Here is a 14696-nt window from a genome sequence, read left to right as displayed (position 1 = left end):
CGTAAGCAAAAAACCACTTAATTTCAAGTCACTCAACGTCATTACTTACCTGCTTTTTCTCGAACGTCTGTCAGCTTAGAAGCGATACGATTAACGCCTTCGTGAGCAAAGATTTCGTCCAAGTTCATTGATAGTTTACGACGCCAGTTAGGGTACTCATCGACAGTACCAGGAATGTTTACTGGCTTATCCATCTCTAGCCAGTCTTCCAACTGAACACTTAGCAATGTTGAACCACCAGCTGCGACGTGCAGTTGAAGTGCTTCAGCAAGGTAAGAATCCATCGGTACTTGGCTTGCATCGCGACCAACACCTTCAGGTAGGAAACCGTGCCATGCTACTGAATCTAAGATACCTTGCTTACACTCAAGACGGTCATCGAACAAAGTTTCTAGTTGTGCTGCGTCTGGATATAAACCAATCTCTTGGCCCATTTTCAGGTCATCACAGTGCCAGAAGCCGCGAAGCGTTGGCATATCGTGAGTACACAGTGCCGCCATAGATTGTGATGCGTAGTGTTTTGGTGAGATGAAACCACCGTCGTCTTCTGATGTTTCGAAGAAGAACACTTTGTAAGAATGCACGCCAGCATCCGCTAGAATGTCGACAATCTCATCCGGTACCGTTCCTAAATCTTCACCGATAACGCTACATTGGTAACGGTGAGACTCAAGCGCCAAGATAGACAGCATATCTTGGACTGGGTAGTAGATGTACGCGCCCTTAGTTGCGTTCTCACCCTTTGGAATCCACCACAAACGCAGTAGACCTAAAACGTGGTCAATACGCAGTGCGCCACAGTGCTTCATGTTTGCACGAAGTAGCTTGATGTAAGCGTCGTAGCTTGTTTCTTGAAGCACTTCTGGGTTTAACGGAGGTAGACCCCAGTTCTGCCCCAAAGGACCAAGAATATCAGGTGGAGCACCAATGCTCGCATCCATCACTAGGTTGCCTTCGTCAGCCCAAGTCTCGCTGCCTGAATCTGCAACACCTACCGCTAAGTCACGGTACAGGCCAACAGCCATGCCTTTCTCTTCAGCAAGAGACTGTGCGTCGTTGATCTGGCAATCTGCTAGCCATTGTAGGTACATGTACAGATGAACGTTTTCTAGGTTCTCTTTGATGTATTTCTGTGTCGCTGGGCTGTCGAATGTACGGTACTTCTCAGGGAATACCGGCCATCCCCACATGCCAGAATCTTCAGCGTGCAGTTCACCATGTAGAGCATCAAACGCGGCTTGATGCATCAGGCTATCGCCACCCTCTTCTACGAAGGCTAAGAACGCTTGAGCACGGTCGCTGTTCTTGTCTAGATGACGAGTCTTAAATTCTGCGAATAACAGAGGCAAGATGCTCATCTTAAGCTCAGACACTTCGGTGTAGTTTACCCAGTGTGCTTCACGCGCTTTTTGTAGACGCTGTTGGAACTCTGCGCTGCCGACCGTTTGTTGTGCTTCAGCACTTAATGCAAATTCAGGAACTGAACTCACATCAATGTATAGAATGTTCAACCAGCGACGAGAAGACGGGCTGTATGGGCTCGCACCTTCAGGGTTCGCAGGGAACAATGAGTGAATTGGGTTTAGACCAACGAAATCACCACCGCGAGATGCGATATCCGCAACAAGCTGTTTTAGGTCACCGAAATCACCAATACCCCAGTTGTGCTGAGTTCTTAGTGTGTAAAGTTGAACGCTTGGTCCCCAAAGCTTTTTGCCTTGCTCGATTGGCGACTGCTTGAAACATGCTTTTGGCGTAATAATCAGTGTCATCTCGTAAGGCTTCTTACGGCGCTTACGGCTCACAATGAGCTTGTGGTAACCCCATGCCAAATTACTTGGCAATGCAAACACTAAAGGGCCACCCTCGGCACGCTCGTCACGAACGACTTGAGATTGAAGATAGCCTTCAAGTACCTCTCCTTGCTCGGTTTCTAAGCGCCAGCTGAACTCACTTTCACGAGCACTTACACCTAGGTTAAGCGCCACTTCTACTGGCTCACCGTCACGCAAGACAAGAACTGGGTCTAGTACATCTTTTTTGTGTTTTCTTTCTGCTGACTTAAGCAATGCATCATCGCTGCTTGTATCGTAGCCCAACGAAGCCAATAGAGACGTGATCGTCTCGTCTGATACTTGTGCTTCATCGCCCCACGCACTAACGTAACTGTCGGCAATGTTTGCCATTTCTGCGACTTGTTTTAATACGGTCTGTTCTTTCATCGCTCTCTCCGAAAACGTTCTGACGCTTTCTATTTTGTAGGGTTGTTAATTTAAATTTTTACTAATCAATTAGCTTGTGACAATCGGTTTGTAAGCAGCTTGTTTATAAACGACAAACCTTTAAGCCTTTCGTTTGCTCACAAGCTAATTGAGCCAAGGCAGAAACTGCCTTGGCTACTTTGAAAGTATTAACGGTTAACCGCTTCTAGCTTCCAGATGTTGTTCACGTAGTCGCGGATTGAGCGGTCTGATGTGAACTTACCAACCAATGCTGTGTTAAGAATCGCTTTCTTAGCCCAACCTGCTTGGTCTTTGTATTGCGTGCCCATCTCTTCGTGCGCCTTCACATAAGAAGCAAAGTCAGCAAGACATAGGTATGGGTCACCGCCGTCTAGTAGGCTGTCAAACGTTGCACGCAGAAGGCCTGGTTGACCTGGAGAAAACTCATCGCCAGTCAATAGGTCTAGAGATGCTTTCAGTAGCGGGTCTGCATTGTAGTAATCGTATGGGTTGTAACCCTGAGCTTTCAATGCAACAACACCATCAACGTCTAGGCCGAAGATGTAGATGTTTTCATCGCCAACTTCTTCACGGATCTCAACGTTTGCACCATCCATCGTACCGATAGTTAGAGCGCCGTTTAGAGCCATCTTCATGTTGCCCGTACCCGATGCTTCTTTACCAGCCAGTGAGATTTGCTGAGAAACGTCTGCTGCAGGGATGATGATTTCAGCCATGCTTACACGGTAGTCAGGGATGAATACCACTTTAAGCTTGTTACCGATGCGAGGATCGTTGTTGATCTTCTCTGCAATCTTGTTAACCGCGAAGATGATTTCTTTTGCTAGGTGGTAACCCGGTGCTGCTTTCGCTGCGAAGAAACATACGCGTGGCTCACACTCGAAACCAGGTTCGTTAAGAATACGGTGGTACAGAGATAGAATGTGTAGCAAATCTAAGTGTTGACGCTTGTATTCGTGTAGACGTTTAATTTGCACGTCGAAGATAGCGTTAGTATCTAGCTCGATACCCATGTTCTCTTGAACCCAATCAGCAAGGCGCTGTTTGTTTTCTTTCTTAACAGCCATGAATTCTTTTTGGAATTTCGCGTCTGTAGCAAACTTAGCGATGCCTTCAAGCTGCTCAAGTTTTGCAGGCCACTCAGTACCGATCTTGCCAGTGATTAGCGTAGATAGACCTGGGTTACAGAACTTCAACCAACGACGTGGCGTGATGCCGTTCGTTACGTTAGTCAATTTGCCTGGGAAGATTTCGTTGAACTCAGGGAACAAGTCTTTCTTAACCAATTGAGAGTGAAGTGCAGCTACACCGTTTACTTTGTAAGAACCAATCACACACAGGTTTGCCATGCGAACCATACGGTGGAAACCTTCTTGGATGATAGAAAGCTTCGCTTGCTTCTCACCGTCACCAGGCCACATCTTACGAACTTCTTGCATGAAGCGGTGGTTGATTTCAAAGATGATTTCCATGTGACGTGGAAGAAGACGGTTGATCAGAGATTCAGACCAAGTCTCTAGCGCTTCAGGAAGTAGTGTGTGGTTCGTGTATGCGAACGTATGAGCACTGATTTCCCAAGCTTGGTCCCAAGTTAAACCTTTCTCATCAATCAGGATGCGCATCAATTCAGGGATAGCGATCGTTGGGTGCGTATCATTAAGCTGAATCGTTTCTTGCTTAGGCAGATCTTCTAAAGAGAAACCTGCTGCTTCGTGGCGACGTAGAATATCGCGAACCGATGCTGCTGAGTGGAAGTACTGCTGCATTAGACGCAGTGTCTTACCTTTCTCGTGGTTGTCGTTCGGGTAAAGAACCTTAGTGATGTTACCTGCATCGATTAGCGAGTGTTGCGCTTCGAAGTAATCACCGTTGTTAAAGCTTGCTAGTGAGAATGGTGCAATTGCCTGACACTCCCAAAGACGCAGCGGGTAAACCGTGTTTGACTCGTAACCTACGATAGGCAGATCCCAAGGCATTGCTTTCACTTCCATACCTGGAACCCAAGTACGTACTTCTTTACCGTCGATGTATTCAACTTCAACGTGACCGTAGAAACCAATGTGCTGTGCTAGTTCTGGACGAGCGACTTCCCATGGGTAACCTTCAACACCACGCCATGCGTCAGGTGCTTCTTGTTGACGACCATCTTGGAAAGATTGCTTGAATAGGCCGTACTCGTAGTGAAGACCGTAGCCTACTGTTGGGTATTCTTGAGCGGCACAAGAATCCATGAAACAAGCGGCTAGACGACCAAGGCCACCATTACCTAATGATGGGTCGCGTTCTTCTTCTAGAAGATCAGTTAGGTTTTGACCTAACTCTTCCATGGCATGAGTGATCTGTTCGTACAGACCCATGCTGATCAGGTTGTTACCTGTTAGACGACCAATCAAAAACTCTAGTGATAGGTAGTTAACGCTCTTCGCGTTCTTAATTTTTTCATCATTTTCAGTTTCTAGCAGGTCAAAAGTCGTTAGCTCTGCAAGAGCACGACCCATTGCTAGATACCATGAACGGCTGTCTGCTGTTTCAACGGTTGTTGCGTAGGTTGCAGATAAATGTTTCTTAACACTCTCTTGGAATGACACTTTATCGAAAGTTTTTTGCTGAGTTGGTTTCATTTCAGAAATCTCGCTTTTAATAGTTCTAATTCATCTGTGACATATCGTGCATGGTCACCATAAACTAAACATCCTCCCGCTAACGCAACTGACTAGGAGTAGATGGGAGGGCGTAGGGGGCGTACCGACTTAGGGTTAGTGATCTGACTCTCATGTTCTGACTTCGAACAAAAACTTGAAGTGACTAAGATCACAAGCTCCCGTTCGATAACTTAACTTCAATTGATGTGACTTTTATTTAACCAAATGAAAGTCATTGTCAAATCTGATATTCAGATCACGAAAATAATTTCTAGCTCTCATCTTTTGCATAGATTCCCGTGTAGAGATGAACGAAGTCACATTCCCAAACCAACCCTTAATGTGAGCAAGGTCTCAAATAAAGGGCGTAGACACCCAAAAACATGCAGGAGCGCAAGGTTTCTGAGGAGGATCATAGTCGGTAACGTTTTGCTTCACGTAGTATGAGTAAAGACTTAAGTAATTAGGCTAGTGTCATTGGAGTGCACTCAACGATAGATTGGGATATTCCAGAACATAGCCACGGAATAGGTGTAAAACTTCGATATGTGGATCCCTTCGAAACTGACTCGTCCCGGCCGCTTACATAATGCAATCCTACGACCTAGGGTTCTCGATCTGCTTCACAATGCAGATTGCTATAAGCTTGTGTTATTCCGCTCTCCTGCGGGCTACGGCAAAACCACCATGGCTGCACAATGGTTGATAGATAAACCCAATGTGGGTTGGTACAGCATTGATGATAGTGACAACGATGCCTTCCGCTTTATCAACTACCTACTTCAATCACTTAATAAAGCGACTCAAAATGCCTGTCCTAATGCCCAGAAACTGGCAGAAAAACGACAGTTTTCATCACTGCTTTCTTTATTGAGTGAAGTGTTCGCCGAGATGTCGGAATTCCATCACGAGTGTTTTCTGGTGTTGGATGACTATCACTTGGTCAACAATGACGACATCCACGAAGCCATGCGCTTCTTCCTCAAACACATGCCCGACAACCTAACCTTGGTTGTCACCAGTCGAGGTACGCCACCGCTTGGTACAGCAAACCTACGCGTTCGTGACTTAATGATCGAATTAGGTAATGATTCGTTGGCGTTTGATACCGAAGAAACCACACGCTTTTTCAACCAACGCGTAGCGGATGGCATTGATGACACCACGGCAGATAGCATCTGTAGTTATGTAGAGGGTTGGCCTTCTGCATTGCAACTTATCGCGCTACAAGCACAGCACCAAAAACGCACCCTTGCACAGTCCGCAGAGTCGTTCTCTCACTTTAACCACGCCCATCTTTGGGACTACTTGGTTGAAGAAGTATTCGACCTGCTAGACAAAGAAACCCGACAGTTCTTGATGCAATGTTCTGTGCTTGATCACTTCAACGATGAGCTTGTATGTGCACTTACACAACGTGAAGACGCGCTAGGGATGATCGAGTCACTCAACCGATTTGGTTTATTCATCTACCCTCTTGAAGGTGAAAAGAACTGGTATCGCTTCCATAACTTGTTTGGTGAATTCCTCGCACATGAGCGCCAAGCTCGAATTCCTCAGCAAGAAGCTGAACTTCATCGAAGTGCTGCAAAAGCGTGGATAAAACAGAACACACCACACCAAGCTTTACGACATGCGCAACGCGCTGAAGATCCAGAACTGATCATTCAAATCCTGACTGAACACGGTTGGCCGATGTTCAACCAAGGTGAGCTTTCATCACTAGAGATGGCGATCAAACAACTGACTACCGATCAACTTTACAGTGAGCCTAAACTGTCCATGTTGCGTGCATGGCTTGCACAAAGTCAGCACCGTTATGATCAAGTGGGTACTTTGTTGGAAGAGGCTGAGACTCAATATCAAGCTCGAAACATTGAACTCGATACTCAGCAGCAAGGCCAATACAACGCCTTACGTGCACAAGTTGCCATTAACAGCAATGAACCTGAAAAAGCATTAGAACTGGCTGAGCTTTCGTTGAGCCAACTGAACACCACCGTTTATCGTAGCCGCATTGTCGCAACCTCGGTTGTGGGCGAAGTGAATCACGTAATGGGTAACCTAAGCCGCGCACTACCGATGATGCAACAAACAGAAAAACTTGCACGTCAGTATCAGGTTTACCATCAGGCTCTGTGGGCGATTCTGCAACAAAGCGAAATCTTGATTGCTCAAGGTTATGTTCAAGCAGCCTTCGAGCTACAAGACAGTGCGTTCAAATTGATTGAAGAGCATCAGCTTCAATACGTGCCTCTGCATGAATTTTTGCTGCGTGTTCGCGCTCAGATCTTCTGGTGTTGGAACCGACTAGATGAAGCGGAAGAGTGTTGCTACAAAGGCTTAGATATCCTTGGCCACCACTCACCAAGTAAGCACCTGCACAGCTATTCGATGCTGGCTCGTATTTCATTGAGCCGCGGCGAGATAGATAAAGCGTCGAAATTTATCGACCAGATTCAGCACCTATTACGCCAATCCACCTACCATGTAGACTGGACGGCGAACGCTTCTCTTTCTCTGATCCTATTTTGGCAAGTAAAAGGCGATAAAGAAGCCATTCGTGATTGGCTGAGTGTGGCTGTTCGACCTGAATCGGCAAGCAACCACTTCTGCCAACTTCAGTGGCGAAACATCGTTCGTGCTCACATCATCCTTGAGCAATATGAAGACGCGGAAGAAGCGCTGACTTTCCTTAAGAGTGAAGCCCAACGTTCACACCTGATTACAGACACCAACCGCAACTTGATCGTTGAAGCGGTATTACGCACCCAGATCAACGATGAAGACAGTGCGCGCGTATTGCTAGAAGAAGCCCTACACATGACCAACCAAACCGGTATGGTCGGTAACTTCTTAGTCGACGGTGGGACTATCGGGCATATCCTAGATAAGTTGAGCAACAAACCAGGTCTGGGCGATTTAGAACGCCACCGTGCTCAGCAGATCATGAAAGATATCTCGACCACCCAACGTAGCCGTTCGGTTCACTTCGATGAAGACTTTGTTGAGAACTTGGTTAATCACCCAAACATTCCTGAACTGGTGCGTACTAGCCCACTCACACAGCGTGAATGGCAAGTACTTGGTCTGATCTATTCAGGATTCAGTAATGAGCAGATCGCTCAAGAACTCGATGTAGCGGGTACCACGATCAAGACTCACATTCGTAACCTTTACCAAAAGCTCAATATTGCTAACCGTAAAGAAGCAATCAGCACGGCAGAGAACTTGCTGCAGTTGATGGGGTACTAAAACAGGTTCACGATTCAAGATTGATTCGAGAAAACATAAGCTAGTCACCGATGGTGGCTGGCTTTTTTTCCGCTTGGAGATTGGGGAATAAGCGATAGAAATTAGAGATGGCCAAACGACAGGCAAAAAAATAGCCAACCGCAATAATCGCGATTGGCTCTATATATTTGTGAACAAATTATAAGTTCACTAACAACGTCAGTTGGCTAGGTGACCCTCGGCTTAAGAAGGGTCAATGTATATAATGCAGTTAGCGTGCCAACTTTTATTCGACGTTTTATAAGCCCTGCATCGCATAAAAACCGTTAATCCATCATGCGAATTGCAAAGTGCATTTGCATAATGCAACCAAGATGCAATATTGATAAGAGATCAGTTTCATCTCTGTTCTTAATGATAAATCACTAAGTGGTTGTTATCTAAATGTTAGGCAAATATTCACTTCAACTTATTGCCTTACAATTAATAGAGTAATAAAAGCCCTTCCCCAAAAGCATATTCATACTTTTTTTACACTAAAGTTTGTATACTGCACAAAATCATCCTCAACTCTATGAAGCAATGAACTACTTAAGTACTTTTTTCAAAGGCATGGCAATGGGCGCAGCCGATGTTGTCCCTGGCGTGTCGGGCGGAACCATCGCATTCATCACTGGTATCTACGATACGCTGCTAGAAAGCATTCGAAGAATTAACCCTAGCGTACTTGGCTTATGGAAACGCGAAGGCTTCAAAGCCGCGTTTAATCACATCAATGGTTTCTTCCTAATTTCACTGTTCGCAGGCGTATTCACCAGCATTGCGACATTCGCAAAACTGATTTCTTGGTTATTGGTCACCCACCCTGTTCCGCTGTGGTCTTTCTTTTTCGGCCTGATCTTGGTGTCGGTTTTCCATATTCTTAAGCAAGTAGAGAAGCGCGATATGATTCGATTCGTGTTTTTGCTGCTTGGCGTTGCTTTCGCTTACAGCATTACCGTGCTTAAGCCGCTACAAATGGAACCGACCAGCATCAACGTTCTCATTGCGGGTGCGATTGCGATCTGCGCGATGATTCTACCGGGAATTTCAGGCAGCTTTATTCTGCTTCTGATTGGTATGTATGGCCCAGTGCTTGGCGCTGTTAAATCGTTTCAAATCGATGTACTTGCCCTATTCCTTGGTGGCTGTGTGATCGGCCTACTGACCTTCTCGCACGTACTTTCTTGGTTATTGCGCTCATTCCGCGATTTCACATTGGTATTCTTAACAGGTTTGATGATCGGTACGCTGCCTAAGATCTGGCCTTGGAAAGAGACCATCAGCTGGCGCATCAACTCGAAAGGTGAGCAAGTGCCACTGATTCAAGAGAACCTATCTCCGTTCAATTTCGAAGCGGTAACGTCTCAACCTTCTCAGCTCACTTTATCGGTGATCATGATGTTGGTGGCTATCGCGCTAGTGCTAGGTTTAGAAAAGTTTGCAGAGCGTAATGCTGACTAATATCTAACAAACGTGCTTAAGTTAGCATTTAGGGTGCCGAGCTCAGATAGCGATGCACCTTGTGAAATGAATCAAAGCGAAGCTTATGGCTTCGCTTTTTTATATCTACCATACGCACAAAATTGCTTTTTGATACAAGCACGTATTGAGGGGTATGATAACATCGCGGCTCTTATAAAATTAGATGAGAACACGACATGCACTCTGCATTAAAGGTTGCTGCTCTTGGGATCGCTCTCGTGGCAGGCTTTTATGGGCCACAAGCAATTCAGCAGTTTAAATCAGCGATGGAGCACTCAACTGCCGACGTCAACTTGGATGATTACTGCATGCTTTCAACCGCATCGTGTGAGCAAAATGCGGTGGCGATGACACTCGATAGTGAGACGGCTCAGCCACTCGTTCCAAGTAAAATCAAAGTAGTCTGGGAAGGGGCAGCATCTGACACATTAATGCTGTCACTCACGGGCTTAGAAATGGAAATGGGATCAGCACGTTTTCAATTAAAGAATATTGGCAACAATACCTATGAAGGTGATGTAATTTTACCTGTGTGTACCATGGATAAAATGACTTGGCTTGGCGAACTCACCGATGGTGTTGAAACCGTAAACCCTGCAATAAGGATGGCAAGATGAGTAAGAATTGGTCGTTAGCATTAGTGGTAGCGTTTGTACTTGGCTTTGGTGTCAAAAGCTACCTTGATGGGCAAAACGAAGCTCAAGAACAGCACGCTGCAAAGCAAGAGTTCTCCGCAACAACCCTTTTTGGTAAAGATAATCAGCCAACGGAAATCTTTGACGAAACCGACGACAGAATTCGTATCGTTTACTTCGGTTTCACACGTTGCCCAGATGTATGCCCTACCTCACTAGCAATGTTAGCTGGAGCACTTAACCAAGTCTCTGACGAAGCAAAAGCAAATATTCGCCCAATGTTTGTCTCTCTTGATCCTGAGCGCGATGCCGCAGAAGCTTCTTACGAATACGCACAATACTTCCACCCAATGATGGAAGGATTAAGTGGCCCGTTAGACGTGACAACCACGCTTGCACATAACTACGGTGTTATTTTCAGAAAGACCAAGCTTGAAGGTTCAGAATTGGAATATACCCTTGACCACAGCTCATATTTTTATTTTTTAAAGCCCGACGGTACCTTGATAACTAAAGTACCGCACACGTTAACGCCAGCGCCAATTGTTGAGGCTATCAACAAGCTGACGCAGTAAGACGCAACAACAAAGAACTTAACCAATAAAGTTCAAACATAAAGTCAGGTCCCAGACCAAAACATAAAAATAAGGACAACAACATGAAGTTAAAAGCACTTGCTCTAGCAGGCTTATTGCTCACTCCCTTTGCTCACGCGAATAGCGACATTATGGTTCACGACGCGTACGCTCGCGCAACACCACCTTCAGCAGTGAACAGCGCAGTATTCACGACTCTGATGAACCACAGCGATAAAGATCGCGCTATTGTTTCTGCAACGACACCTGCTGCAGGCAAGGTAGAGCTTCATGATGTTATCGTTGATGGCGACGTAATGAAGATGCGCCAAGTTCAAGAGATCACAATTCCTGCGAATGGTGAAGCGGTACTTAAACCTGGCAGCCTGCACATTATGTTGTTCGACCTAAAAGAGGGTCTAAAAGAAGGTGAGCAGATCGAGATGACTCTGACTTTCGCTAACGGTGAAACGCAAACCTTTGAAGCGCCAGTTAAGAAAGTAATGAGCGGCATGAAAAAGATGAATCACGATCATCACTAATCGGATTCACAATCAATGAAACAAATTAAGCCACGATGACTTCTCGCCATCGTGGCTTTTTGCTAAACTGAGCTCGCTTTTTATTCAAAGCCTGACCACATTAATAACCAAGGAGAATAGAAGATGATTGTAATGAAAACACTAAAACTGGCAGTAAAAGTAACGCGTTAATTTGTTTGGTTAAGCAAACTTTAATCTCGAACGACCAACTTAAGCCATCGACTGGCTACCGCACACTTTTACCCGGTTTACTATTGATCTGTAAGTGATCAATACCTGCATGCTCAGCAATGCATGACTAAATCCGGGGTCCTATCTATTTGAATTCGACCCAAGCTCAAAACATTTTTGACGTCTCGATGCTTTTATCTCATCAACACTTTTTGATCTCCTCAACAAACTGAGATCTCACAAGATGTTAATGCTCTCATAAGACTTTAATGCACTCATAAGAAAAGAAAGCTCGCACGTCTGGGTAAATAAACATGAATTCACAAAACGCATTTTCTCATCCAATGTCACTTCAACAACTTGGATGGCAACCTGTATTCCAACAACAACTGACACTCGAAGACTATGATCATTCCGTCATTGCTCGTATCGTCGCACATCATCGCAGCGGCTATACACTGCCGTCAGAACAGGGCGAAATCGTTCTGCCTATCCATCAAAACCAACCCGCAATGACGGTTGGCGACTGGGTAATCTTGAGCTCTGAGCTTCAATTCGACCGTTTGCTAGAGCGTCAATCGCTCTTCAGCCGTAAAGCAGCGGGCAGTCGCGTCGCAGAACAATATATTTCAGCCAATATCGACACCGTTTTTATCGTGGTCTCGTTAAACAATGACTTTAATCTGAGCCGCATCGAGCGATATCTCGCACTCGCCAATGAAGCTCAAGTTGAAGCCGTTATAGTACTGACTAAGAAAGACTTGTGTGACGACCACCAAGACAAAGTACAGCAAGTGCAAAGCTTAGATTCTATGCTGATGATCGAAGCAGTGAACAGCCTTGACCAAGAATCAACTCAAGTATTGTCACCTTGGTGTAAAACAGGCAAAACCGTCGCTTTGATGGGCTCATCTGGTGTGGGCAAATCTACGCTAGTAAACTCATTGCTCGGTGAAACTCAGCAAGCGACGGGTGGCATTCGCGAAGACGACAGTAAAGGTCGTCATACAACCACATCACGATCGCTCCACTTGCTAACATCGGGTGGTTTACTGCTCGATACTCCAGGAATGCGAGAGCTACAACTTGCTGACTGTGCTGAAGGCGTGAGTGAAACCTTTTCTGATGTCGAAGAGTTAGCCATGCATTGTCGTTTCTCTGATTGTCATCATGAATCCGAGCCGGGATGCAAGATACGCAAAGCCATTGAGGATGGTGATTTGTCTGAAAGACGATTTACTAACTATCAAAAGTTATTGAGAGAGCAAGCCAGAAATGGCGCCTCATTGGCAGAGCAACGCGCGAACAGCAAACAACTTTCCAAGATGTACAAAACCGTACAGTCAGAAAGCCGAAACATAAAAAAAGCGACTGATTAAACCAATCAAGTTAATCACAATACGCTTTATTAAAACGACGAAGCCCCACCGTGTTAAACACATGGGGCTTTTTGTTTCAATTTGGTAGCAAAGCGACTATTTATGCACACAATGTTCTTACCTATGAGCATTTACATTTCTAAACTTACAGTACATTAGGTCTAATAAATGTAGTTCTGCAGATTTATAGCCCAATCAAAATACAATTATTTAACATTTAGCTCTAAAAACACCACATGGCGCAAACAATCACCCTAAAAGTAAACTATTCCTAGACACCCTCTAAGATCCCGCTAATATGACCGCCCATTCCACTAGTGTATAGTTGGATTTGGTACAACTTTATAAAAGATACATCACTATAATAATTTAACAATTGCAGGTATTTTATGCAAAATCACAACATGCTCGCCCGCATCGCTCGTGGGAACCTTGTCCTACAGATCCTTGCTGGTATTGTTTTCGGTGTCGTTCTCGCCATGGTTTCTCCTTCAGCAGCTCAAGACGCAGGCCTACTAGGTAGTCTGTTTGTTGGTGCTCTGAAAGCTGTTGCCCCAATTTTAGTATTCATTCTTGTTGCAGCTTCTATCGCAAACCAAAAGAAAGGTCAGCATACTCATATGCGTCCAATCATTGTGCTTTACCTGATTGGTACGTTCTCTGCTGCACTGACAGCTGTAGTACTGAGCTTCATGTTCCCAACCACTTTGACACTGGTTGCTGGCGCTGAAGGTGCTAACCCTCCTCAAGGTATCGCGGAAGTTCTTCATACCCTTCTATTCAAGCTTGTAGATAACCCAGTTAGCGCGCTAATGAACGCGAACTACATCGGCATTCTTGCTTGGGCAATCGGTCTTGGTCTTGCACTGCACCACGCATCTGCAACAACCAAAGCGGTTTTCGAAGACCTCAGCCACAGTGTTTCACACATTGTTCGCTTCATTATCCGTCTTGCGCCATTTGGTATCTTTGGTCTTGTTTCAACGACATTCGCAACAACGGGCTTCGATGCTCTAGCAAGCTACGGTCAACTGCTAGCAGTTCTACTTAGCTCAATGCTGATCATTGCACTTGTGGTTAACCCACTGCTTGTATTTGCAAAAACAAAACAGAACCCATACCCACTTGTGCTGCAATGTATCCGTGAATCTGGTGTAACGGCGTTCTTCACTCGTTCAAGTGCTGCAAACATCCCAGTGAACATGAACCTTTGTAAGAAGCTAAACCTAGACGAAGATACTTACTCTGTATCTATCCCTCTAGGTGCAACGATCAACATGGCGGGTGCTGCAATCACTATCACTGTGTTAACACTTGCTGCTGTACACACAATGGGTATTGAGATTGATATCTTCACTGCGATTCTACTAAGCCTTGTTGCTGCAATTTCGGCATGTGGCGCATCGGGTGTTGCAGGCGGTTCACTGCTGCTTATCCCACTAGCATGTGGCCTATTCGGTATTTCTAACGATGTAGCGATGCAGGTTGTTGCGGTAGGTTTCATTATCGGTGTGATTCAAGATTCGGCTGAAACAGCACTTAACAGCTCAACTGACGTAGTGTTCACTGCTGCAGTATGTAAAGCTGAGCAAAACAAAGCGTCATAAGCTCTTAGCTCTTAGCTCTTAGCTCTTAGCTCTTAGCTCTTAAAGCAAACAACACACAAATAAAAAGGGAAGCATCTGCTTCCCTTTTTTGTTGTCTAATTTTCGTGGTTAAAGCTGAAACGACATCACTTAATAGCTCTCAGC

The 14696-nt window shown here is 45.3% G+C and carries 9 protein-coding genes; 7 read left to right on the top strand and 2 right to left on the bottom strand.

Annotated elements, in window-relative coordinates; genetic code table 11:
- Positions 1-41 precede the first annotated feature (41 nt).
- Both malQ and ITG10_RS19925 read right to left on the bottom strand, forming a co-directional pair.
- On the bottom strand, positions 42-2222 hold the full coding sequence (malQ, locus tag ITG10_RS19930; RefSeq protein ID WP_017630205.1) for a 4-alpha-glucanotransferase: 2181 nt from the start codon (positions 2220-2222) through the stop codon (positions 42-44).
- 188 nt (positions 2223-2410) lie between these two features.
- Entirely contained in the window at positions 2411-4864 is a 2454-nt protein-coding gene (locus ITG10_RS19925) for a glycogen/starch/alpha-glucan phosphorylase (protein ID WP_017630204.1), read from the bottom strand.
- Positions 4865-5431: 567 nt separating this feature from the next.
- On the opposite strand from ITG10_RS19925, the gene malT reads away from it, so the two are divergent.
- The 7 genes from malT to sstT all read left to right on the top strand — a co-directional run bounded on the left by malT (position 5432) and on the right by sstT (position 14552).
- A complete protein-coding gene (malT, locus tag ITG10_RS19920) occupies positions 5432-8140 on the top strand; it encodes an HTH-type transcriptional regulator MalT (RefSeq protein WP_017630203.1) in 2709 nt (902 codons plus the stop codon).
- A gap of 561 nt (positions 8141-8701) precedes the next feature.
- Positions 8702-9622: a DUF368 domain-containing protein gene (locus ITG10_RS19915; protein ID WP_017630202.1), complete on the top strand. Its 921-nt coding sequence runs from the start codon at positions 8702-8704 to the stop codon at positions 9620-9622.
- A 197-nt stretch (positions 9623-9819) separates the two neighbouring features.
- Positions 9820-10260, top strand: a complete 441-nt coding sequence (locus ITG10_RS19910) for a hypothetical protein (RefSeq protein ID WP_017630201.1) — start codon at positions 9820-9822, stop codon at positions 10258-10260.
- Complete coding sequence (locus ITG10_RS19905) at positions 10257-10853, top strand: SCO family protein (RefSeq protein WP_248387095.1); 597 nt, start codon at positions 10257-10259, stop codon at positions 10851-10853. Before ITG10_RS19910 ends, ITG10_RS19905 begins: the two co-directional genes overlap by 4 nt.
- Positions 10854-10936: 83 nt before the next feature.
- Positions 10937-11395 (top strand): copper chaperone PCu(A)C, encoded by a 459-nt coding sequence (locus ITG10_RS19900; RefSeq protein ID WP_017630199.1) that lies wholly within the window; start codon positions 10937-10939, stop codon positions 11393-11395.
- A 485-nt stretch (positions 11396-11880) separates the two neighbouring features.
- Positions 11881-12945 (top strand): ribosome small subunit-dependent GTPase A, encoded by a 1065-nt coding sequence (rsgA, locus tag ITG10_RS19895; protein ID WP_017630198.1) that lies wholly within the window; start codon positions 11881-11883, stop codon positions 12943-12945.
- 389 nt (positions 12946-13334) lie between these two features.
- Positions 13335-14552 (top strand): serine/threonine transporter SstT, encoded by a 1218-nt coding sequence (sstT, locus tag ITG10_RS19890; RefSeq protein ID WP_017630197.1) that lies wholly within the window; start codon positions 13335-13337, stop codon positions 14550-14552.
- Positions 14553-14696 lie beyond the last annotated feature (144 nt).

It is taken from the genome of Vibrio sp. ED004 (assembly GCF_023206395.1).
Classification (GTDB): domain Bacteria; phylum Pseudomonadota; class Gammaproteobacteria; order Enterobacterales; family Vibrionaceae; genus Vibrio.
The sequence above is the reverse complement of the archived record's forward strand: the minus strand, read 5'-3'. Positions and strand labels throughout refer to the sequence as shown.

What these genes read in the sequence shown, in the direction of transcription:
- ITG10_RS19910 (WP_017630201.1), top strand. Translation starts at nt 9,820, where the DNA reads ATGCACTCTGCATTAAAGGTTGCTGCTCTTGGGATCGCTCTCGTGGCA.
- ITG10_RS19925 (WP_017630204.1), bottom strand. Translation starts at nt 4,864, where the DNA reads ATGAAACCAACTCAGCAAAAAACTTTCGATAAAGTGTCATTCCAAGAG.
- malT (WP_017630203.1), top strand. Translation starts at nt 5,432, where the DNA reads ATGTGGATCCCTTCGAAACTGACTCGTCCCGGCCGCTTACATAATGCA.
- ITG10_RS19905 (WP_248387095.1), top strand. Translation starts at nt 10,257, where the DNA reads ATGAGTAAGAATTGGTCGTTAGCATTAGTGGTAGCGTTTGTACTTGGC.
- sstT (WP_017630197.1), top strand. Translation starts at nt 13,335, where the DNA reads ATGCAAAATCACAACATGCTCGCCCGCATCGCTCGTGGGAACCTTGTC.
- malQ (WP_017630205.1), bottom strand. Translation starts at nt 2,222, where the DNA reads ATGAAAGAACAGACCGTATTAAAACAAGTCGCAGAAATGGCAAACATT.
- ITG10_RS19915 (WP_017630202.1), top strand. Translation starts at nt 8,702, where the DNA reads ATGAACTACTTAAGTACTTTTTTCAAAGGCATGGCAATGGGCGCAGCC.
- rsgA (WP_017630198.1), top strand. Translation starts at nt 11,881, where the DNA reads ATGAATTCACAAAACGCATTTTCTCATCCAATGTCACTTCAACAACTT.
- ITG10_RS19900 (WP_017630199.1), top strand. Translation starts at nt 10,937, where the DNA reads ATGAAGTTAAAAGCACTTGCTCTAGCAGGCTTATTGCTCACTCCCTTT.